Raw genomic sequence first — 23,171 nt, 5'->3', positions numbered from 1 at the left:
AGTGCAGCCCAGACGCTGCAATTTCGGATTGGCTGCCGGGGGACGCACTTCTTTCGCGCCGAAGCCGCGCTTGGGGACTGGTATAACCCAACTCAACCGGTATAAAACCGACTCAACCCGGTCAAAAGCTGCTACGGTCGGTATGCGGCTCGATCGACGGTCGGGAGGAGTTTCATGGATGATAGGTGGCTCTCAGCCGATGAGATCGCCTCGTATCTCGGGGTGACCAAGGACACCGTCTACACGTGGGTCACCTCGAAAGGGATGCCTGGCCATAAGGTCGGTCGGTTCTGGAAGTTCAAGCGCGAGGAGGTCGATACCTGGGTGCGCAACGGCGGCGCCGCTTCGTCTTCCGACGAGATTGGTGAGAAAGAAGGCAAGCATGGTTAGGCGAAGGAAGGCAGCGAAGTCGGCGGCGGTAACGCCGGCCGAAGGCACTGAGGAGAGCGACGCGTCGACCGGCGAGATCAATTCGATCGAGGACGGGAAAGTTTTTGATTACATAACGGGCAAGCCCGTTGCCGAGAACGATAAGGAGCGCGTTCGCCAACGCATTGCTCGCGCTCTGTTTCACGAGTACGGCATCTCAGTTGATGATATGGAGCCGGACTTCAAAGTGAAGGTCGACGGCTCGAACAAGAAGATCGACATCGCGGTTTTCGAGCCGGGTTCCGAGCACGCTCCCGAGAACGTTCGCCGACTCGTCGTCTGTCAGAAGGAGTTGAAGCTCGGTGATAGGGGCGCGTATAAGATGCGCGACCACGAGCAGGCGGCGAAGGACCTCGATGTACTGAAGGCCGCGATGGCGGCCTGCGAGAACTGCAAGTATGGCCTTTGGACCAACGGACTCGAGTTCTTTTTCTTCCGTGTTGAGCGCTCGCGCTTTGACGTGAAGTTCAAGCCGATCGGCGATTGGCCGCTCTCCGATGAATCAATCGGAACGCGAGACGTCGCATCGCACGCCAGGCTGCGTCGAGCCGATCCGGAGATGCTGCGGACAGCATTTCGGCGATGCCACAATTTCATTCACGGCAACGAGGGAATGCCGAAGGATGCGGCCTTTTGGCAGTTCCTTTATCTTATCTTTTCCAAAATGTACGACGAGCGACAACCGAACGACGCGCGCCGCTTTTGGGCGGGGCGTTTCGAGAAGAACGGCCAGCTCATCGACGAGCAGTTCGACCCTGCTGGACAGAAGGCGATACGCAAGCGGGTTGAATCGCTTTTCGCCGAAGTGAAGAAGAAGTACTCGACTGTCTTCCGCGGCGCCGAAGAGATTACGCTCTCGGACCGTGCCCTTGCATTCATGGTTTCCGAGTTGGCCAAGTACGATTTTGGTCGCACTGACGTAGATGCGAAAGGCGCTGCGTACCAGGAGATTGTCGGCACGAACCTGCGCGGTGACCGCGGCCAATACTTCACGCCGCGCGGCGCCATTGAGCTCGTTGTGGCCGTGCTCGACCCGAAGCCCAGTGAACGCGTGCTTGATCCGGCGTGCGGCACTGGCGGCTTCCTCACTGCTACGCTCGCGCATCTGGCGCATAAATTCCAGGAGGAAAGGGGTATTCAGCCCGGCGCCGAGTCGACGCAGGAGCTTCGTTCCATTCAGGAGCGGCTAGCCGAGTTCGTTAAGAAAAACCTTTTCGGCGCCGACTTCGATCCGTTCCTCGTGCGTGCAACGATGATGAGCCTGAGTATGGCCGCGAATGAGCCTGGCAATGTCTTCTACATGGACTCACTGGCCTTCCCTCGTGGGCACCTCGCAGGCCTCGAGCCAGCCAAAGCGGCGATTCCGCTGGGAAGCATTGATATCGTTATGACCAATCCTCCGTTTGGGTCGGAGATTCCCATAACGGACCCCCAACTACTCCGCGATTATGAGCTGGCACGCAGGCCCGGAAAAGCGGAAGACGATTTTGCTTGGGGTGATGGGTATCAGAAATCTGTCGCCCCAGAAGTGCTCTTCATCCAGCGTGCAGTCGATTGGCTAAAGCCAGGGGGCCGGATGGGGATTGTCCTTCCGAACGGCATCCTCGGCAATCCAGGAGACGAGTACATTCGTCGGTGGATTTTACGCCATACTTGGGTGCTTGCCAGCATCGATCTGCCTGTAGAGGTCTTCATAGTCGAAGCGAATGTCAACATTCTGACGTCACTTCTTTTCCTGAAGAAGAAGCCTCAAAGCGTGATCCAGGCCGAGGACCTTGGGCGGCGCGAAGGCTACCCGGTATTCATGGCGGTCGCCGAGAAGGTCGGATTCGATCGTCGCGGCAATACGCTCTATAAGCGCAGTCCCGACGGAGAGGAGATTCTCGAAGACGTTGAAGAGGTCGAGCGTATTCGCATGAATGGCCACTTCGTCGAGCGGCGACTGCGTCGCAAGATGAAGGTCCTGGACGATGACCTTCCGGCTATCGCCGTCGCATACCAAAAGTTTCGAGCAAAGAACAAGGAGCCAGGCACGTGATTACGCGCATCGAAGCAACGCGCTATCGCTGCTTTGACAAACTTGATGTGGATCTCGGAGAGTTCCGCGTGCTGGTGGGCGCCAACGGCTCGGGCAAGACTACGCTACTTGACGTGCCTGTGCTCCTCGGTGATTTGCTCCGTGAGCGGGCGGTCAGCGCGGCGTTCACTGAGCGACGAGATGGGCGAGCGCCGCGCGCGACCGCTCTCCGTGAGCTGATCTTCCAGAGTCAGGGCGACAACTTCATTCTCTCCGTCGAAGCTGCGCTTCCCAATCAGGTCAAAAGCGCCCTCCTCGAAAGCATGTCCGAAAAGGTCCGCGGCAGTAAAGACCAGTGGCCGACCCACATCCGTTACGAGCTTCGTCTTCAGATCTTCAACGAGACGGAGCTACAGGTGCAGAACGAGTACCTTTTCGTCTTTCCCGAGGCTCACTCGCCGGCCCGAACCGCGGCCGATGCGAGCGCTCCGCGCATGCACGGTGAGGTGAACCCGAATCGAAACTGGAAGTTCATCCTTAAGCGAGAGTACGGCGGTGAGGCCGAATATACTCCCGAGACACTGCGTCGCCCTCGCCCCACGAATTCAATGGTCTCACCGCAACAGCTCGCGCTCCCGCGCTTGCAGTTCGAGAGTCAGAACGAATTCCCGGCAGCCCGGTGGCTTTTCGATCTGCTTGTCGAAGACGCTGTGTTCTTTGACCCTGACTGGAATGCGCTTCGAATTGCAAGTCCTCCAGGACTATCGAAGACGCGGGTACTTGGTTCTGGGAAGAACGCGCCGTGGCTTGCCCTTGAGCTTCAAAGAACAGACCCCGATCGTTTCGCGCTCTGGAAGAGCCATGTCCGCCTGGCGCTGCCGCAAGTCTCCGACATAAGCGTGCATGAGCGCGAGGATGATCATCATGCGTACTACCGCGTCCGATACGGCGATCGCTACGACGTACCGTCGTCAGGCCTTTCTGACGGCACGCTGCGTATCCTGGTGCTAACGCTGCTTGCTTATATTGCCAATCCACCTCGCTTTCTGGTGACCGAGGAGCCTGAAAATGGCATCCATCCGAAGGCAATCGAGGCGGTCATCCAGAGTCTTGAGTCGATATATGGCAGCCAAGTCATAGTTGCGTCTCATTCTCCCGTCGTGCTCGCGCGTACGGAGCTGGCGCACATCCTAGCGGCACGTATCCGTGACGACGGAGCTGTCGAGGTCGTCGCCGGTCCCCTCCACCCACGTCTCGTGGACTGGAAAGGAGAGGTGAGCCTCTCGACACTTTTCGCTACGGGGGTGCTTGGATGACGCGCGAGCTTATTATCCTCGTCGCTGATGGTACAATGGCGGCGGTTCTGCGCGCATTCTTCGAGCGGCAGTTCCATCACGCGTTGGCATGCGCGCCTTTCCAATTTGATCCCACGAACGACATCGTGCACGACCCATTAAATACAGATGGTGGCGTGCATCGGCGCTGTCATGAGATCTTGCGCCCGTACCTCAACACGCATCGACGAGCCCTCGTGGTGCTGGATCAGCAGTTCGGCGGCGCGCGGCCTTCCCAAGAAGTGCGTGGCGAGATCGAACATCGGCTCAACGCCAACGGTTGGCACGACCGAGCTGCAGTGGCGGTCATCGATCCTGAACTCGAGGTGCTGCTGTGGCAGGACAACCCGAACGTCGAGCGTGCACTCGGGCACACTGGGCCATCGCTTCGGCAGATTCTCGCGCAAGATGGGCGCTGGCCGCTAGGTTCTGCCAAGCCTCTCGCGCCGAAGGAAGTGATCCAAGCCCTCATTCGCGCCAACCGCGCGGGCCCGCCGATAGTCGTGTATAGCCAGATTGCACGCGTAGTCTCAACGGCGGGATGTGTCGATCCGGCCTTCCATTGCGTTCGAGATGCGCTGCGCGCGTGGTTCCCGGCGGGGGCCGCATGAAGACGAAAACGGTTCCGAGCGGATGGCTCGAGCGGGACGGACGGCGTCTCGACTGCGGGCCATACATGTCCGGCGCGCTCGAAGCGAAGGTACTGCTTGAGAGGCTTGCAGTTCGCAAAGAAGCTTTGCAGGACGTGACGGAGCAGGGGATCGCGGGCATTTTCAACGGCCCCCGTTTCGCTCGCTCGTATGTCGACGATCCTGCCCACGGTGTACCGTTCCTTGGCAGCACGGACATTCTAAAGGCCGACCTTACGCATCTTCCCATGCTTTCTAGGAAGCAGGTCGCCGCAAACCCGCGCTTCATCGTGCGGCCTCGTTGGACTCTAATTACGTGCTCCGGGACGATCGGCCGCATGGCATACGCGCGATCGAACATGGACGGGATGGCTGGCTCTCAGCACTTCATGCGCATTGTGCCAGACCCCAAGAAAATCCCGCCCGGGTATTTATACGCTTACCTGAGCAGCAAGTTCGGAGTGCCCCTCGTCGTTGGCGGAACTTACGGCGCAATCATTCAGCACATAGAACCAGAGCATATCATCAATCTGCCGGTGCCTCGGCTCGGTTCAACTCTCGAAGCAAAGATCCATGATCTTGTCGAGGAGGCTGCGCGACAGTTGTCTGAGTACGAGACACTGTGTAATCGCGCGACAGCTGATCTTCTGGCCTGGGTCGGCACCACTGACATGCTTCCCCGACAATGGCTCAGCGATCGTCGTTCTCTCGGCTGGAGTGAGAGCCAGATCTCGACAGAAACATTTAGGGCGATGAATTACGATCCGCGAGCCAGCGACTTGTGGCGGCTCTTTGAGCGAGCAGGTGGGCAGCCACTAGGTTCATTATGCCAACCAGAGTACTTCAAAGGAAAAAACATCTTTAAGCGAGTTGACGCGGAGCCTGAGTTTGGCGTGATGCTTCTTGGTCAGCGCAACGCATTTCGTTTTCGTCCAGAAGGTCGATGGATTTCGCGTAGCTCGGTGGAACAACAAGGACTGCATGTTCCCGCTTTTACAACGCTAATTCCATCCCATGGCACTCTCGGGGAGCAGGAACTTTACTGTCGTGCGCTTATCGTGACGCCATCAATGCGTGACTTTGTGTTCAGTGGGGACTTTTTTCGCTGTGTTCCTGATACGACAAAGGTGCGTCCTGGTTACCTCTTCGCTTTTCTCCGTTCCAACGCGGCCTTCCGGATACTTCGTTCCATAAGCATCGGCGGAAAACAGCAGGAGCAACATCCAAGCTTGATGTGGAGGCTCCCCGTCCCCCGACTGGGCGCCGAGCGTGAGGGAAAAGTCGCAGACCAAATCGAGAAGGCTGTGGCAGCCTATGATGATGCTGTGTCTGCGGATAAACAAGCTCGCGCGCTCGTGGAAGAGGCAATCGAGCAGGGGGCAAATTGATGGCCAAGGTCATCCCCATCGGCGAGCCGGTTAACGAGGCCGAACGTCAAGCCATCGCATACCTGCGCGATTACCTGCCGGCTGGCTACCTTGTGCTGCACAACTTCGAGGTGCGCCGTGATGGTGAGACCTTCGAGGTCGACATCGCCATCATCGCGCCCCATGCCGTCTATCTCGTCGACGTAAAGGGTACTCGAGGTCTGATCGATGTCTATGGGCCCAAATGGTATCCGGAGGGGCGGCAGCCCTTTAGCTCGCCGCTCGCCAAGCTGCGCGGGCACGCGCGCGCCATCAAGGGCGTCATCACAGGCAGCCAACCCGGCCGCCGCGACCTCGAGGATATCTATGTCGACGCGGTCGTCTTGCTTACTGCTCCCGATGCGACGCTCGTGGACCAGGGCGGGCGCGACGCGCATCACGTCACGACGCTGAAGAAGGCGGTAGCATTCTTCCAGAATACCACGCGCATTCCCGCTGGCAGGTCGAAGAACATTGGCGCTCACCGTAACATCGTGCTGAAGGCGATCCAAGGTGTGGCCAAGCCGCGCGCCGGGCCACTGCGCTTTGGAAGCTGGCAAGTCACCGAGAAGCTCGGAAGCACCGACAGCTACGTCGAGTACCGCGCGTTCAATGCCTACGCCGGGCAGAAGACGAGTGCGATCGTTCGCGCATACCAGGCAGACCCGTACAAGCCGCCGGAGGAAAGAGAGAAGCAGAGACTTCTCATCTCGAACGCGTATCGCGCCCTCAGTTCGATGCCCGGACACCCCAGTATCGTCGGTGTGCGTGACTTCTTCCCAAGCGAAGCCGAGGACAAGTACTTCCTCGTGACGGAGGACCTGCCAGGACAGGCACTGCGGGTCCACATCGAGAAGCCAACTCTGGCACTTACGCTGGATCAGAAGATCAGGATCGCCGACGACCTCATGAACGCGCTCGAGCATCTCCAGGCGCATAAGGTTGTCCACCGCAACATCTCGCCATCGAACATCCTCGTCGGCACCGATGGGCGCATTCGTCTCACCGGCTTCGACTTCGCGCGGCCCGGCACCGATCATAGCCGAACCATCGCACACGAGATCGTCGACGACCTCGAGCCAAAGTACATGGCGCCCGAGATTCACGGCGAGCCGGGGGCAGCTTCACCTTACTCCGACATCTTCAGCGTCGGTCTCGTGCTGTACGAGCTCTTCGTGGGCGAGCCTCCCTTCAAGACCGCGACGGAGCTCTTCGAGCAGAAGGCTGTGTTTGCTGTGAAGCCGAGTGAGCAGCGCCCCGAGCTCCCCATGGGCTTTGACCAGTGGCTCCAGAAGCTCTGCACGTTCGAGCCCGACAAACGGTCGGCCCCTGCGGGGGCCCTGAGCGAACTTAGGATTCTCCTCAACCCGAGCGTTACGCCGGCATCGTCGGAGGGCGCGCCTCCGCCTACGCCCGCACAGGAACCCGCCACGGCCCAACTCGACTACTCGAACCTGCTGCCGCAGACCCAGCTTACGCCGAAGTACGTCATAGAGAAGCGCCTCGGGAAATCGGGGTCTTTCGGCGTCGCGTACAAGGTTATCGACACGCTGGGTGACGTTTCTCGCGCAATGAAGCTTGTGCTGCGCGACCGTGTGTCAACCGTAGACCGGCTCAAAAAGGAGTACAAGACGCTTCTTCAGATCCCCGATCACCCGAATGTCGTGAAGGTAATCGACGCGGACTTCATTCCCGGTGGTCCGCCCTTCATCGTCTTCGAGTTCATCGACGGCTTTGACGTCGGGGAGATGATCGAGAACAACGCGCTCACCCGCGAGGACGCGCTGGAGCTAGGGCGGCACGTGGCATTCGGCCTCGAACATTTGCATGAGCACGGTGTCTTCCACTGCGACATCAAGCCTCGCAATCTGCTGTGGACTGGGCGCGGGACCAAGATCATCGACTTCAACGTTTCCGTTGCCGCCAAAGACGAGGAGCGCCGTGGCGGCGGCTCCCGCCGTTACCTCCCCCCGGACCTTGATCTCGACGCAATCCCGTCGGCGAGCGACCTTGCGGACCGCGACCTCTACGCCCTTGGCCTCACTCTCTACGAGGTGGTGACCGGACGGTACGCGTGGGACGTACAAGTACCACCGCCCGGCATGCCCGCGAGCGACCCGCGTGAATTCTCAAACCTCAGCGACCTCGCGCCCGAACTCGTGGACGTAATGCTGAAGGCCATCGCACCTAAGCGAGCCGACCGATTCGCAACCGCGCGGGAGTTGCGGAGCGCCCTTGCTAATGTCCCCGCTGCGCGGCGCGCCCCGCAGCCTGTCACACCATCGCGGGCGCCAAGCGATGGCATCTACGTTGGATCAGGCGGGTCGATCCCGCCGAACACCAACCCATTCGTCCGCCACCTGCTCACGGTCTACAGCCAGAGCAAGCACAGCAACGCGGGCACACGTGGCCTCGATGTCATCAGCGAGCAGACCTACGTCGAGACTGCGCTCGATCGCGACCTCTTGCCGTCGGTGCTCTCGGGCGAGTTCTCGCTCGTCATCATCTCGGGCAACGCTGGTGACGGAAAGACGGCCTTCCTTCAAAAGCTCGAGCGCCGCGCGAAGGACGAGCAGGCCATCGTTGACCATTCGTTGGCGAACGGCGCTCGCTTCGAGCTGCGCGGGCGCAAGTTCCTGTCGAACTACGACGGCAGCCAGGACGAAGGCGATCAGAAGAATGACGATGTCCTGCGTGCCTTCCTCGCTCCGTTCAAGGGCGACGACTCGACCGCCTGGCGCACATCGAAGGAGACGCGCCTCATCGCCATCAACGAGGGCCGTCTCGTCGACTTCCTTGAGACGAACCTCGCTGACTTCGCCGAACTGGCGGCGCTCGTGAAAGAGGGGCTTCGCACGGGCGAACCCGCCGATGGCGTCGCCACCGTGAACCTCAATCTGCGCAGCGTCGTCACCGACCCGCAGGGCTTCGACGGCTCGATCCTCGAGCGGCTAGTGCGCCGCATGACGCACGAGAAGTTCTGGGACCCGTGCCACGGCTGTGATCTAAAGGACCGTTGTTACGCATTCCACAACGCGCAGACGATCCAGGACGAGACGTCGGGTCCGCACGTCATCGAACGAATCAAGGACATTTATTCGATCACTCATCTACGCGGGCGCCTTCACGTCACGCTGCGCGACCTGCGATCTGCGCTCGCCTACATGCTCGTCGGCACACGTGACTGCGACGAAATCCACGAGCTCTACCGTACCGGGCAGCGCGACGAGATCGCGCAGGGGTATTACTTCAACAGCTGGAAAGGCGGCGACGCGCCGAACGCGGACCGTCTCCTCACGCTGCTATCCGAGATTGATGTCGCCGAGGCCGATGATCCTCGCCTCGATCGCGTGCTTGACTTCGTCTCGCCCACCGAGGACCGGACACTCTTCCGCTTCGAGCTGCGCGGCAAATACGACCGAGAGATCCTTGGCAGTCTCTACGACGAGCTTCCGCGCGACGTTTCCGGGCGGACGAGCGCCCACCGCGCGAAGGCCCACAGGCGCTTCATCGCGATGGCGCGACGCCGCGCATTCTTCGAGCGCCGCGACACAGGCTGGCGCTCCATGCTGCCGTACAAGAGGGCCGACGAGCTGCTCTCCGTCGTGCGCGGCGGCCGTATGCCGGAGGGATTGCTTGAATCGCTGCTCGTTGCAATCAATCGCGGCGAGGGGATCACACGGCCTGAACGCATAGGTAATCACCTCGCGCTCGAGGTGCGGCGAGTCGAAGGCGGTAGCGTTCGCTCGTATCGGCTCTTCCCTCGCGAGGGCTTTTCGCTGGCGCTCTCCGACCAGGCCTCGCGCTCTCGCTTCGTGGAGCACATGCCCACGGGCCTAGTGCTTCGCTACGAGGATAAGGCCGGGCTTGTTGCCGAACTCCTCGTCTCGCTCGACGTCTACGAGATGCTTCAACGCTTGAACGAAGGCTACCGGCCAAGCGTTGAGGAGGAGCAGGGTCATTATCTGAGCCTCGCCGTATTCAAGAACCAGCTTGGCTCTGCGCCTTATCAGGAAGTGCTGCTCAGTACATCAGGCCATGACTTCTACCGCGTCGCACGGCATACCGATGGTCGCCTCGAGATGACGCGCGCGCAGGAAGGAGCCGCCTGATGTCCTTGTCCAAGCGCGATCGAGAGTTTCGGCTACCGAAGATCAGCTATTTCGACTTCAAGCATCTTGAAATGGATCGCGTGCTCACCGCGTTCTTCGCGCGGCTGGCGCACAACGGCTTCCCGAGCCGCCTGCGACGGAAAGTGGAACTATCCGTCGAGAGCTTCGTCGAGGAGTTCATGGAACACCCGGAGTGGTTTACCGGGTTCCAGGCGCACCCTGATGTTCTCGCGCGTTGGGTGGAGACGCACTTGCTCGACGTCGTGAATCGAGGAAAGACGACCCAGGCGGTGGCCGCCCCAAGGCCGTTGCATGGCTTCACGTACCGCTTCCGCAACCCGAAGCACTCGCGTGACTATGGCGCCGCGCAACACCTCTACGAAACACTTTATGGCGCTCGGAATGGCGCCGGACAGAAGGCGATCGAGCACCTCAAACTCTTCTTTTTCCAGGGCCACGACAAGGTTACCGGAAGGGCCGATGCGTCGACGGTCCTCGACGTCGAGACGCAGGCGCTACTGCGGCTCGTCGATCAGGTTGAGGATGCACCGGACACGAAGTCCGACCGTGAGAGCTTCGTGCCGCTATGTGTAGGTGCAGCGGACCTGGTCGCTGAGGACATCCAGCGGCTGCTGTTCTACCAACGCTTTATTCCGCGCTCGGTGATGGTCGAGTACCTAAAGGTGCTCATTGCTTTCCATCTGGGTCTTTATCATCTTCGGCTCCTGAAGCTTTTGCCAGCATTGGTGCACCGCAAAGGCGCAGACCCGACGTGCGCGACAAGCGCATGTCCGATGGATCCGAAGAGCGCCGAGAATCCTTTCGGCGACTGCCCTTATCGTTTGGGCATGCTAGTCGACGTCGCGGGCCAACCTGGCACGCCGATGGCGTCGCTCGCGCAGCGCAGCGCGGACACCCACTACCGGCGCATCCCGACTTTCGTGCGCGCCTATTTCGCAACAAAGAAGCTCGACGAGTTTGCTGCCGATCTTGTTCGTCGTGGCAAACTCTCGAAGCCGCCCGCCGGCGAATTCTCGGTGGGGGAGGTTCTGCAGCTCCTCGACGCTCCACTGAAGGGCGAGCGCGAGAAGTTCTTTGGGCAGCGTATCTCCAGTCTTTTAGAGGAGACGTCGGGCGCCAAGGACGCCGAGCTCGATCCAGAGCTGAAGGCGGTCACGGAGATGGAGTTGCCGGAATTCGACGCCTACGTCGAGATGATCGTCGCGCTTCGCGGCCGTTTCCAGCGCCAGTACATAGTCGAATGCCTCGACTCGCTGCTTCTCAAGAACCGGCCCGGCGCTGCCCTCGCGCAGGGGAGAACGAAGAGCGCGCCTCGCCGCTTCGTCCTAGATAGCCGACTATTAGAGGTGCTGCTTCAGATCGCCGTGCTAAAGCCAGGCGGTGTTGCGGGGTTCCACACAGGTGAGCTGCGCGTAGACGAGCTGCTGGTCTTCTTGCGCGAGCGTTACGGCATCTTCATCGATCAGCTGCCGAGAGGTGATGGCTTTGTGACGACAAGCATCGACGATCGCCACGCGCTTCGTGACAACATGCGCGCTTTCACCGGGCGACTCCGTGAGGTCGGCTTCTACCGCGACCTCTCTGATGCTTACGTCACGCAAACCATCACACCGAGGTATCGCATTGCCGTCGATGATACGGCTGCGGGAGGCCAGTCTTGAGCGCGGGATTGCAGGAACTGTCTCCGATGCAGCTCACGGTCGAGCTGGAGAACGTCGCCGTACCACTACTCGTGGAGCAGCTTCGCTTACGTGTGGCCGGGCACTGCATGCGCATTGGTGACCTCGACGTCGACTTGATGATTCGTCTTTGCGCCCGCTTACGCGCCGAGCTGTCGAGCACAACGGTTGTCGTGCTCACCGATGGTACCCTGTCGATACCTGCCGAGCTTGCGGTAACGAGTACCAAGCTCGTCGAGTTGCGGAACCCATACCCCGACGGCACACAGCGTCAGCCACTCCTCGTGTTTGTTCCGAGCGAGGTGCGCGCCTCGGCCGAGGATTCCTTCGGTGTTGCGACATTCGAGGAGGTCTCGATCGTCGGGCTGTACGAGACGCTTATTCAGCAGCTCGTCGGTGAGATTCCAGCGGTTCTGCGCGGGGCCGTTCAGGAGTCTCTGCGTCAGCTCAATGACGCAGAGAGACCGTGGATCTTCGCTGATGCGCTCTCGACGACGCGGTTCCTGTTAACCGCGAAGGTGAACGGCAACGACGCCGAGGCGATCGGAGCCGCGCTTTACGAAATCGGGCTCGTGCCCGATTTCGAGTGGCTTGCGCAGCCGGAGAAGGCACCGCATCGCTTATTTCGCAACCGCGAGTGCGTCGAGAAGCTTACCTGGTCTCCAAAGTCTGAGCGAGGCCGGGTTGGGGACCTGCGCCTGGCCAATCGCGCCGTTCGCAACGGCCTCGGTAACTTCCTCGCAGAGGCGGGCACCGACGACCCGCGCCAGTGGGCTCGCCGCATCGTCGTCGACCGAGCGCTCTGGCCGCTCGCCTTCAACAAGTGGGAGTTCGAGGACGGCGGCGTTCAGCCTGACACAGTCTTTATCGGCGAGGTGCAGACAGACCTTCCGGTCGTCGACGACGATCAGACCAAGGAGCCCCTCGCACAGCTGATTGGACAGCGCATCCTGCCGGCCAGCAGCCTGAAGAAGTTCAACGTTACCTTCCGCGTCGAACCTCACCCGACGAAGGTGCAGGGCCTCGCCAAGTTCGTCGCTCAGGTCATCTCGAAGGAGCACGGCCCCATAGGCCTGGCGCGTAGCAAGGCCGTATGGAAGACCGCGTCTGACAAGGCGACCGTCTCCTTGGCGCTGAACAAGATCGAGTGGGAGGAAGGCTGGCACTTTGTCCGCGTCCTGGCGCAGACGGAGAGCGGAGACCTCATCCCTCTGGTCGATTCGAAAGGTCAACCCGTGCCGTGGAGCGCGGATACTACTGAAACGGCGTCGCCTAGCCCGAACGAGAGCGATCTCTTTTACGTGCTGCCCGACGCGGAGGTCGAGATCGAGCCTGCGCAACGAGCGGTTCCTCGTGAGCTGAGCGCGCAGCACGCGCTCTTTCGTGCACAATTCACCGCCATTCTCGATGATCGTGATCCGGCGAGCGTTGTCTTCGGGCATGCTGCGTGGGCGGAAAAGACGAAGGGGCATGTAACGGGTACAGAGATGCTCGAGGTGAAGCTCGGGCGCGAAGGCTCGGTGCATGTCCCGGTCTCTCGAGCCCTCAAGAGCATTGAGCAGAAGATCCTTGCTGCTCCGGACGGTCCGATCAGTTGGCGCATCCCACTGAATCTCGGTGTGCTGGGCACGAGCACGGGCGAGATCAATGGCTGGCCTAGCGGTGCTGCTAGCGAGCGTTTGATCAGTGCCCGTACCCGCTACTTCGAGGCGGTGCGGTGCGATACTGCAGAGCTGGTCACGCAGGGTATTGCTGCCACCGCCGCCGACCTTGCACGCGATTACGCGGAGGCGTACCTTGAGCTAATCGCCGATCTCACGCGCCGCGCTGAGGGTTCCGCGAACAGCGATTCGCAGCGCGCCTTCTCCGACATGCGCAAGGTTCTCGCGCTCGACTCGGTGCTGCTTGCCATAGTTGACTACCGTGGCCGCCGCCGCGACGCGGTGCTCGTCGCTCCGACGCACCCTCTTCGGGCTCTTTGGTTCGCCACGTGGGCAAAGCTCGGCGAGCGCTGGGTGGCGGCTGCGAGGATCGCGCCGCGCGAATACGTGGTCCCGACGCGCGAAGCCCTCCTGCGACTCATGTCACCGACGAGCTTCCCGCCAGTTATTCCCACGGAGGCCGGACATGTCCTGACCGCCGTCGACAGCATTAACCCGTTTTGGACCTTGTTTGCACCGTCTAACGAGGAGGACCCGCGCGGGCTCGTTGGCGAGGTGTGCAGCGCGCTAGGCCTGCCGGAACCGGCAATTGGCGGCGCGCTCATCGACGGCGTGTACCTCGCGTCGCGCGTTCGCCGCTACCTGGTCCAGCACCCCTACGTCAGAACACTCACCATCAATGCTTTCAACCCTGGCCGCGCGGGCGTCCTTGGTGACATGTTGATCGAGTTGCAGAAGGAGCCGGCGTTCGCCGACCTGCGCTATGATATCCGGCTCTTCGTTCCCGACCCGGAGGTGCCTGGCGTCGGTGAGGAGATCGCAGCGCTGCTGACGAGCGACGGAGGAACCGCCGCGCGCGAAGCGGATGCGTTCTCGATCCCGGCGGAGACGCATCTTTATCCGAAGCTCCGCCTCGCGGTGCGCGCCACCAAGGACTTTCGCGCCAGCCCCGAGACGCACGCGGCGCACCTGTCGCTGCTCTTTGACGTGTTCCCGGCCGAGGAAGTGGCCGCGCGCAAAGCCGACCCGCGCCATGCGACCGCCTTCGTCCACGGTCTCGTGCAGGACTTCTCGACCGAATATCACGAGGACGAGCTCACTGTTGCATGGCGACGCCTGCCTCGCCACGGCGTGGCGCAGCCGATCGAGTCAGCCGAGGAGCTCTCGGATCTGCTCGGCAGCCTTGCGGCCGCGATGTCAAGCGCGACGGCTACAATTGCCACTGGCCAGAGCGGCGTCAACCTGCGGCCAGTGGTCAGCCTCGTGCTCGGCCCCGACGACCGCGCACTCCTGCATCAAGTCCACGAGGTGAGTGACTGGGTACTGACCCTTGACCGAAACCTCGGCATCGAGTTCTTCGACCACGGCGGGCACTCGACGCGTCCCGATTATCTCATCGACCACTCCCCCGACATAGCGAGTACGCTGGGCCACCGGCTCGTGATCACGTCGCGCTCGGTTGCGGAGCTCGAAGCGCTGCTGCGCCCAGTGCTCGAACAGTACGGGCTCCAGGCCGAGGGGCGTCACGCTGTGGTGCTGCTCGACCAGCTCCGCTTCCTTTCGGGACGCCTTGCGTTAAAGCTTATCTCGTCGCCGACACAACGTGCAGAAGCCCTCGGCCTCGCGCTTTCACGTCTCTACTTGGAACATCAGGGCGTGTTCGAGAATCAGGTCGTCGTGCCGCTCGACGCACACCTCGACCTCTATCGCGTGCTGAAGGCGCATGCCAACGAGCTAGGCGACGAGGTCAGCTTCAGGCGCACGGACCTCGGACTCTTCGACCTCGACCTCGCCCGGCGTACGGTCACGTGCCGCCTCGTCGAGGTGAAGTGTTACTCGGGTGTTGGCGATCTCGCGCAGTACAACGCGCTCAAGGCGAACATCGCCGAGCAAATCGCCCAGAGCGAGCAGGTGCTCGCGCACCACTTTGACCCGCAGCGTACGCAACAGGATCGTCCGGATCGAGCGTTCAAGACACGCGAGCTTGCGCTACTCCTCGAGTTTTACCTGGAGCGCGCGGAGCGCTACGGCGCCATTAGCCGTCAAGCTGCAGACGAGGCTCGCTACTTCATCCATACCCTCGACGACGGGTACCAGCTCGCTTTCACGCGCAGTGCGTTCATTTTCGACTTCGCCAAGCCGGGCACTGAGCCGCCCGAGAGCGAGGGCGGCATCGAGTACCACCGCATCGGCGTCAACCTGATTCGCCAGCTCGTCGACGCTGCCGCGCCAAGCACCGAGACGTCGGCGAGCACCAGCTCAAGTTCGGGGAGCGGAGGTCCGAGCGATGGCCCGCGCCCGCGAGGCGTCGCCGAAGTTCGCCGCCGCCGCGAGCGAGCGCCCTCCGTGCCGACGCTCGACACGGCTGCGTTCCTCGGTTCGCCGCGCGACCGCACAGTGTCTTGGGAGGAGCTGGGTGCCCGCCAGCCCGGCGTCGCGCCACCTTTGCCCACCGCTCCGCAGGAGGCCGTACCCACGCCTGCCGTAGCGCCGCTAGCGCACCCGAATACGCCGGCGGCTCCGCCTGAGGTTGCTCCAGCAGCCAACCTGGCGCCTGTGTCGGCGCGTCGCGAGCTGCAAGCATCGGATGAACCGCGGCCGGCTTCAAGCGTCGAGGCGCACCTCGCCCCTGCCGTCCCCTACGACATCATGCTCGGCGTCACCAGCGAATCGCCCCAGTACGGACTTCTCGGCGACGTGTCTGGTCGGCGCGTCGCAATCGACCTGAATCAAACGCATACCATCAGCCTCTTCGGTGTGCAGGGCGGGGGCAAAAGCTATACCCTCGGGACGATCGCCGAGATGGCCTCGCTGCCCATCCCGAACATCAACGTCCTGCCGCGGCCGCTCGCGACGGTCATTTTCCATTATAGCCCAACGATGGACTACCCACCGGAGTTCACGTCGATGGTCGCGCCTAACAGCGAGGCAGCCCAAGTGAAGGCGTTGAAGGAGACCTTCGGCGCCGAGCCGGGCGCGCTCGCTGACGTCCTTCTACTAGCTCCCGCTGACAAGCTTGAGGAGCGTAAGAAGGAATACCCAGGCATCGAGGTACGCCCGCTGAAATTCGCCGCCGCCGAACTTCAGACGAGCCATTGGTGCTTTCTCATGGGCGCCGTCGGCAACCAGGCGACATACATCCGTCAGCTCAAGCGCATGATGAAGTCACTGCGCGACGAACTCACTCTTAAGGGGCTGGATCGTGAAATCGAAGCCTCGTCGCTGCCCGAGCACCTGAAGAGCATGGCAAAGATGCGGCTCGAACTAGCGAGCGAATACATCGACGACTCGATTCGCCTGAAGGACGAGATCCGGCCGGGCCGCCTCATCATCGTCGACCTCCGCGACGAGTTCATCGAGAAGGACGAGGCGCTTGGCCTCTTCGTTGTGCTGCTCCAACTCGTCGCCGATGCGAAATATCGCGACGAGAACGGGTTAGAGCGCTCGTTCAACAAACTCGTCGTGTTCGACGAGGCACACAAGTACATCGAGAGCCCCGATCTCGTCTCTGGCTTAATCGAGGTCGTCCGCGAGATGCGCCACAAGGGGACAAGCATCATGGTCGCCAGTCAGGATCCGCCGTCGGTACCAGTCTCGCTCATCGAGCTCTCGAGCCAGGTCATCCTGCACAAGTTCAACTCGCCTGCCTGGCTTAAGCACCTTCAGAAGGCCAATGCTGCCCTCGGTTCGCTGACGCCTGAGAAGATGTCAAATCTCCGCCCCGGAGAGGCATTCATCTGGTCAAGTAAGGCCACTGATGAGTCCTTCACCCGAGGAGTTGTTAAAGTTCGCTGTAGACCGCGTGTCACGCAGCACGGGGGTGGAACGAAAACTGCGGTTTCGAGTCCGTAGCAAACGCGAAGCGATGAGGCGGCCGATGCCAATTCCTGACTATCAATCGCTGATGCTGCCTGTCTTGGAAATTGCTGCGAGAGGCGAAACGTCAGTTCCCATTGCAGAGGCCGAAGTGGCGGCACGTTTTGGCCTAAGTGATGCTGATCGAGAGAAAAAGCTTCCGAGTGGCAAGCAGCGAGTTCTGCACAACCGCATCCATTGGGCAAAGTTTTATCTGAGCAAGGCTGGTTATCTGGATTCGCCGCGCCGCGGTCGATTTGTCATTACATCCGCTGGGAAGGCTTTGCTCAAGAACCCACCGACCAATCTCGATACGCAATACCTTCTGTCCGTTCCGGCGTTCCGCGAGTTCTATCGCAACAATCAGGCCGACGAGACCGTCGCGACGCCGATGCACCAAGCTCCGGCCGCGGCGACGCCCGAAGAGGTAATCGAATCGGCGTTCAATGCGACACAAGTGGCGCTACGGGCGGAGCTTCTGGAGAGAATACTTCAGAATGATCCGAGTTTTTTCGAGAGTGTTATCGTCGAACTCCTCGTCGCCATGGGATATGGCGGATCCCACCGGAACGCAGCGGCGCAGCTTGGCCGATCCGGAGACGGAGGCGTCGACGGCGTGATCAACGAAGACGTTCTTGGGCTCGACCGTATTTATGTTCAGGCAAAGCGATACGGACCAGGGTCGTCGGTCGGGCGGCCAGAGGTCCAGGCGTTCACGGGCAGCCTCGTCGGGCTCGGGGCGACCAAGGGGGTGTTCGTTACGACGTCGACCTTCTCTCTCCAGGCGGTCGAGTTCGCCGGACGGATCCCCCAGAGGGTTATCCTGATTGACGGCAGGCGTCTGACGGAGCTCATGATCGAGCACGGCGTTGGTGTCCGTTCGAGTCGCGTACTGGAGTTCAAGCGCATTGATGAAGACTTTTTTTCGGAAGAATGAAATGATTCTGGTGATAGGAATATTCCCAACTGATCCCAACCTTCCGTCGAACGTTTTCGCCCATACTCCGGCCCATATTTGCATGAAGATTGCTCGCGAATTGGGGTGAACCCGCACGAGGTCCGGCGCACAGCTCGCCCCTGCGGGGCAGGTGTTTCGTGAACGTCGGCGAACGTGTGCGACTGAGGGCAATATGTATAGATTTGGTCTCCCTCTCCGCCATACCGGCCTAAAAGTCCTTATTTTTCACTGCTTCCTGAACTGGGCTAATTGATAGCCCATACCTCGGCCCATACTTTGTGATGGACGGCAAAGGTGTTGATCGCACTCGTCATGGGCTTGTGCCGGGCAGCGGGAGCCGTCGCTTCATGACAGTGGGCTTCAACGCGCCGGCGCGGGACATGTTTCCGAATCCCAACGACAGCAGCAACCAGATCGTCGAGAACGCATAGGGCAGCCTCGCGCCTTGCGCGCGGCTGCCCTATCCACCCACGATGATCTGGAGGCAGCCGCCGTTGGGTGTCGGCTAAGAGCAAGGGCATTTCAAGTCGGTGGGAGGCGTTCGCTTGGTGCGACACGCCGTTTGCTGCGGTCCCGTCTCAAATCTTGTCCTTGACCGCGTCGGGGATCCTTTCGAGCGAGGGCTTGAAGTTCTTGTACGTCTTCTCGTTCTTGGCGACGCATTCGGCGAGCGCGTCGAGCATTGACGATCCCTTGCGCTCGAAGCTGACGGAGAGATTCTGGAGATTGCCCGGCATCACGAGAGTGAAATAGCGGGTGTTCCAAAGCACCTCTGAGAAACGCTTGGGCGTGATCTGCAGGATCAGGATTGTGTTCTTGTTTTTGATCTCATAGGTGAATTCTGTCCCGTCGATGAAGGCGTCCTTGTTCGCGCTGTAGAAGTTCCAACGCAACACGCCCCTGCCATCGCCGACGATCTCCCAGGCGGTGTTGCGGATGATGGCCCAGACTTCACCGTCCACGAGCGAGCGATGAATTTCAATAAACGATCCGTCCTTCTTGTTCGCGCGGCCCCAGCAGGTGGCTTGCCCCGTGTCCGTGTCAGCTCCGCCAAACACGGTCCAGAATTTGTCCGGTTCCTTTTGGTAGAAGACAACTTCTTCCGCGTTGACGGGAGCGATGCAAGCGAACGAGAGCAGCACGGCGATGATGAGCCGCATGGGTCGGTTTCTCTTTTGAATGCTCTGAACGGCGTGAGTGGTGGCGGCTGGTGCGCTTGAACCGACGGAAATGCCGGCGGCTTGTGTCAGCGCGTGACTAACGATGCTCCTCACGGCAGCACCGTCACAAAGTTTTGCCCCGACGCCATCGGCTGTACCGTGTAGTTTACTAGGTAGTCCTTCGTCAGCGGCAGACCTCTTTTCGGGGCTTCTTGCTTCATTTTCGCAAGGTCGGCATCGGAGGTGCCCGTGAACCTCGACATTTCCAGGATGTCGAGCTGAACCAGCACCGAGCAGAGGCTCTTGCCTCCTTCCTTATCGACAGATGCCAGTGTCGCGCTCTCTTCCTGAACCACAAAGATGGTTGGTGACGCTTGAATGAATTGGCCGAACTGCTGCTGATCGAACAGCTTCTTCACCGTCTTGAGAACCTCGCCATCGGCGCAGACGGACTGGCCGCCACAGCCTGAGAGGACAAGCGTCGCAAAGACAGAAGAGGCCATCCTGGAGGGGTTACTGGTCTTGCATTGCACAGGTAGGCGCTCCTTTCGCGAGCGGGCGGTGCCGGATTCAGGTTGCCGCGATGGGGTTTCAGGTTTGCGTGGAGGGAGTTGCGGGAGATGGCCGGGGTGGGAAGGATTTGGACACAGCTAAGTTCTAATTAGGGCATTATAGTGCGTGTTTTAATAGACCGCAAAGCCGTCTGTTGTCGCGATGAAAGCGACAGCGCTCGTGGCTTGGAATCTCAGACGGCTTCGCGTGAAGCGTGCCCTGTCCCAAGAGGCCCTAGCTGTTGATGCAGGAGTTGACCGCTCATACGTGGGGCGGATCGAGCGGGGCGTCGAAAATCCCACCGTTGAAACGCTGGATAGGCTCGCTAAGGCGCTCGAAGTCCCGGCCGCCGAACTTCTGTTGGTGCCGAAATCGAATGAGAAACCTCCGCCGACGCTTAGGAGAGGACGGAAGAAGCGCTGATTCCGCGCCGAGCTTCTGAGGACTGCCTACGGGCCGCCTGACGAGTCCGAGCGCACCGCGACAATCAGCGAGATATTGTCTCGCGCCCCCGCGCCAAATGCCCTGGCGGCGAGCTTGCGGACGGATTGGAGCGGCGTCCGGGCCGAGCGCAGCACTTTGCTGATGGACTGATTGTCGACCATGTCGGTGAGGCCGTCACTGCAAAGGAGCAGGGCTTCCCCGGATGCGAGCGGTGCCTCGACGGTGACGTGAGGCTCAATCGCTACGGGAAGTGAAGAGCCGCCGAGCGCCTGAGTGATGGCATGGGACCGGCGGAGACCGACGCGATGGTTCTCGTGTTCGGGCACGTCGTCGTGGCTGAGTTGGATTAGCTGGCCTGAGCTGAACAGGTAGGTACGGCTATCGCCGACATTGAATGTGACCAGCTGGTCCGCTTTCAGGGCGGCGCCGACGATGGTCGAGCCCATGCCGAGCGCTTCCTGATGCAGGTGCATGAGTTCAAAGAGATGCTGATTGGCTTCCTCGATCACCTCGGCGCAGGAAACAGGATCTGAAAGCCGAACAATAGCTGTAACCAGATAATCGAGAACAGCGCGGCTGGCCTTCGCGCCTTGCGCGTGGCCACCCATGCCATCCGCGATCATCAGGACGCAGCAATCGTCCGCTGCCGAAATGACCAAAGGTTCGGTCATGTCACCGGTCAGAATGCGCTTGTGGACGGCGACAGCGTCCTCGTTGGTGGAGCGCACGCGACCGCGATGGGTGAAGGCGGCAATGTTCCAGCTTGGCATTGCGAATGATCCCGGGCTATTCAATGGGCGCCTATAGGAAGAGCCCCCAATTGGGGGCTCTCTGACATTTCGCACGTTGCGGGTCATCAGCTCTCAACGGGTTTCCGAAATCCCTCACCACGCCAGCGTGCCTAGCCGCTGCTCTGGGAAGACTCGCACGAATGTCACTTGGGGTTCAACCTTGAGCGCGTGATGTTTCGTCGTGAGACCCAGGAATCTGCAGCGCAGCGAATCTCCTCACGTCCCAGGTACTCGCAGGCGCAAGGGAAAACCTTTTCAGAGCGGCGTAGATTCGTATCGACATGGCAGTTGGAACACTCGTTGGCACAGCCGCGGGAACAGGCGTTTTCCAGACAGCCCCGCAGCGGTCGCATTGGTAGCGGTTGATTAACGCCCGGTAGCAAGTGTCTTGCCATCCTCTTGATGAGTGCGTCCCGGACGTTTCTTCTCCCAACGCATCTAGGTGACAATTCTTCCCCTGGTGCGCGACTCACGTAAGCCGAAAAGCGCGTCTTCAGCTACAAGGTGCTCCGAGAGCTCGGCCAAGAAGACGTATCCGTGCTGCGAGTGCCGCAGAGCGCAGAGTGGAGTGCTTCTGAGGGGTGTGTTCCTCGTAGAGGCGCTCTAGTTGCTCGGCTTCTTAAGCCATTTTATGACTTCTTCGAACGTATCATCGACATTGCGAGGCCGATGGCCGGTTTCCTTTACGAAAGAATCCCATACGTCATCAAAGACGGCTTCCCTGAGCGCTTCGGGAGATCGTTGTAATTCATCCCACATCAGCTCCTTAAGTTCGGCCGCACTCGCGTTTGGATTTAGCTCTCGAAGCCGTTTTAGCAGGTCATGGGGTGATTGCTTCGACATCTGAACTTCTATTCCTTAATCTAACGTTGGGATACGGATCGGGCATCTAGCGATAGCCAGTCTGCGCAACTGGTGTGGGTGTGTACGGAGAGAAGACTTGTTCGTAAGCGAAGCAGCGACGCTACGAAGCGAGCGCGAACTCGCCTTGATCCGAGACGCTTGTCAAGCTCAGAGAATCAAATGGGTGGCGGCGCTTTTTCATTGCATCATCTCAAGGTGATGAGGCCGCCCCAGCAGCTTAGCTTTGAGGCATCAACTCGGTTGCGAGATGGCGCCGCCGGGAAGAAGCCCTATGAGAAATTGGATCCCAGTTTCGTCGCGATCAGGCGGCGAACCGGCTACTTAGACTAAAGTTGTGTCGGAGCAGCTGCGCCCGTCGATTTCTCAAGCACTAAGCTTATCAGGGCGCATCCGGACGAAGAATGGGTGACGGAATTGGCCGTTCGGAGTGAATTGCATGCAACTCACCTCGATCACTTGGCCGACCAATGCTCCAGCTTTGGCTTCGGCCCACAGGATTTCGCGTTCCCTGTCGGTGAAACCGGCCCCCACGGCGCCTTTGGCAGTTGTGACGAAGCCCAACCGGCCGCGGTGCTTGCCCTTGCCCTCAACGCATCCGGTGATGGGGACGTCGTGAGTCTCTGCGGGCTTGATTTTGACCCAATGGTCGCCCTGACGAAGAACGAGACCCTCGTAACCAAGGTCGTTGGCGAGTTGGAGGTGAGCGCAGATGGCTGCGGAAGAGGGATCGGTCAGGCTGCCCCAATGAAGGCGCGGGTCGAGAGGGGCGAGGCCGAAGAGGTGCTCTTGTGTAATTGAGGGTGTGCCTAACTTCCGGCGCCTGGTCCTGGTCGCGCGGATTGTGTCGCGGAAATTGTTGACGAAGACCTCGCAGTCGCGGGGTTGGTCCTCTCGCCACGGCGGAATGTTATGAAGCTCCTTGTCGGCCCGGCTCAGCCAGCCACGCTCGTCGTGCCAGATTGCGCGGACGCCGTCGATTTTCAGCGTCACCAACCAGTCGCCGGCCAGTGCCTTTCCATTCCATGAACGTGGACTAGTTATCCTTGGGGCAGTCATGTTTCTTGGTGGCGGCTTGCTTGTTCTCTCGGGATTCCGGGGAGGCATCGAGCTGTTGCGTGCACGCAGCCGTCCAGTGCGACAGGGCGCGTTGCGGTGGGCCACCTCTCTTGCTTCATTCGAACATTGACGAACGCGGTCTTCAGAAGCGCAGGCTTGCTTAACCTTCCAGCCTAAGCGGAGAGGAAGGGGTGGGGTAGGGC

Annotated in this window: 15 protein-coding genes; 10 read left to right on the top strand and 5 right to left on the bottom strand. The window is 60.5% G+C overall.

From position 1 onward, the window contains the following. Window positions 1-174 precede the first annotated feature (174 nt). The 9 genes from mads1 to H1B27_RS03055 are packed head-to-tail and all read left to right on the top strand — an operon-like array spanning window position 175 to window position 18,080. A complete protein-coding gene (mads1, locus tag H1B27_RS03095) occupies window positions 175-390 on the top strand; it encodes a methylation-associated defense system helix-turn-helix domain-containing protein MAD1 (RefSeq protein ID WP_197964967.1) in 216 nt (71 codons plus the stop codon). After that, window positions 365-2,467 (top strand): methylation-associated defense system DNA methyltransferase MAD2, encoded by a 2,103-nt coding sequence (gene mads2 / locus H1B27_RS03090; protein ID WP_210343202.1) that lies wholly within the window; start codon window positions 365-367, stop codon window positions 2,465-2,467. The genes mads1 and mads2 overlap by 26 nt, the downstream gene beginning before the upstream one ends. Further along, window positions 2,464-3,762 (top strand): methylation-associated defense system AAA family ATPase MAD3, encoded by a 1,299-nt coding sequence (gene mads3, locus H1B27_RS03085; RefSeq protein WP_197964965.1) that lies wholly within the window; start codon window positions 2,464-2,466, stop codon window positions 3,760-3,762. Before mads2 ends, mads3 begins: the two co-directional genes overlap by 4 nt. Next, a complete protein-coding gene (mads4, locus tag H1B27_RS03080; protein ID WP_197964964.1) occupies window positions 3,759-4,391 on the top strand; it encodes a methylation-associated defense system protein MAD4 in 633 nt (210 codons plus the stop codon). Before mads3 ends, mads4 begins: the two co-directional genes overlap by 4 nt. Continuing rightward, complete coding sequence (mads5, locus tag H1B27_RS03075) at window positions 4,388-5,797, top strand: methylation-associated defense system restriction endonuclease subunit S MAD5 (protein WP_197964963.1); 1,410 nt, start codon at window positions 4,388-4,390, stop codon at window positions 5,795-5,797. The genes mads4 and mads5 overlap by 4 nt, the downstream gene beginning before the upstream one ends. Continuing rightward, complete coding sequence (gene mads6 / locus H1B27_RS03070) at window positions 5,797-9,927, top strand: methylation-associated defense system protein kinase MAD6 (protein WP_197964962.1); 4,131 nt, start codon at window positions 5,797-5,799, stop codon at window positions 9,925-9,927. Before mads5 ends, mads6 begins: the two co-directional genes overlap by 1 nt. Then, a complete protein-coding gene (gene mads7, locus H1B27_RS03065) occupies window positions 9,927-11,609 on the top strand; it encodes a methylation-associated defense system protein MAD7 (RefSeq protein WP_197964961.1) in 1,683 nt (560 codons plus the stop codon). The genes mads6 and mads7 overlap by 1 nt, the downstream gene beginning before the upstream one ends. Next, window positions 11,606-17,140, top strand: a complete 5,535-nt coding sequence (mads8, locus tag H1B27_RS03060) for a methylation-associated defense system ATP-binding protein MAD8 (protein ID WP_210343201.1) — start codon at window positions 11,606-11,608, stop codon at window positions 17,138-17,140. Before mads7 ends, mads8 begins: the two co-directional genes overlap by 4 nt. A gap of 25 nt (window positions 17,141-17,165) precedes the next feature. Beyond that, on the top strand, window positions 17,166-18,080 hold the full coding sequence (locus H1B27_RS03055; protein ID WP_197964959.1) for a restriction endonuclease: 915 nt from the start codon (window positions 17,166-17,168) through the stop codon (window positions 18,078-18,080). Between the two features lie 599 nt (window positions 18,081-18,679). Here H1B27_RS03055 and H1B27_RS03050 read toward each other — a convergent pair. Together H1B27_RS03050 and H1B27_RS03045 are read right to left on the bottom strand one after the other, a co-directional pair. Continuing rightward, window positions 18,680-19,261 carry a hypothetical protein gene (locus tag H1B27_RS03050; RefSeq protein ID WP_197964958.1) on the bottom strand — a complete coding sequence of 194 codons (582 nt, stop codon included), beginning with the start codon at window positions 19,259-19,261 and terminating at the stop codon, window positions 18,680-18,682. A 110-nt stretch (window positions 19,262-19,371) separates the two neighbouring features. Further along, entirely contained in the window at window positions 19,372-19,764 is a 393-nt protein-coding gene (locus H1B27_RS03045) for a hypothetical protein (RefSeq protein WP_197964957.1), read from the bottom strand. Window positions 19,765-19,975: 211 nt separating this feature from the next. Between H1B27_RS03045 and H1B27_RS03040 the strand changes: the two genes are divergently transcribed. Next, window positions 19,976-20,236 (top strand): helix-turn-helix domain-containing protein, encoded by a 261-nt coding sequence (locus H1B27_RS03040; RefSeq protein WP_197964956.1) that lies wholly within the window; start codon window positions 19,976-19,978, stop codon window positions 20,234-20,236. 26 nt (window positions 20,237-20,262) lie between these two features. On the opposite strand, the gene H1B27_RS03035 is transcribed toward H1B27_RS03040, so the two are convergent. From H1B27_RS03035 to H1B27_RS03025, 3 genes are all read right to left on the bottom strand, one after another. Continuing rightward, the gene (locus tag H1B27_RS03035; RefSeq protein WP_197964955.1) at window positions 20,263-21,027 is read right to left on the bottom strand and encodes a PP2C family protein-serine/threonine phosphatase; all 765 of its coding nucleotides are present in this window, start codon (window positions 21,025-21,027) and stop codon (window positions 20,263-20,265) included. A 624-nt stretch (window positions 21,028-21,651) separates the two neighbouring features. Next, the gene (locus tag H1B27_RS03030) at window positions 21,652-21,891 is read right to left on the bottom strand and encodes a hypothetical protein (RefSeq protein WP_197964954.1); all 240 of its coding nucleotides are present in this window, start codon (window positions 21,889-21,891) and stop codon (window positions 21,652-21,654) included. Between the two features lie 384 nt (window positions 21,892-22,275). Further along, the gene (locus H1B27_RS03025; protein ID WP_197964953.1) at window positions 22,276-22,902 is read right to left on the bottom strand and encodes an ATP-dependent DNA ligase; all 627 of its coding nucleotides are present in this window, start codon (window positions 22,900-22,902) and stop codon (window positions 22,276-22,278) included. Window positions 22,903-23,171: the final 269 nt, after the last annotated feature.

The organism is Bradyrhizobium diversitatis (assembly GCF_016031635.1).
Classification (GTDB): domain Bacteria; phylum Pseudomonadota; class Alphaproteobacteria; order Rhizobiales; family Xanthobacteraceae; genus Bradyrhizobium; species Bradyrhizobium diversitatis.
Note: the sequence above shows the minus strand (reverse complement) of the source record. Positions and strands in the feature narration are given on the sequence as shown.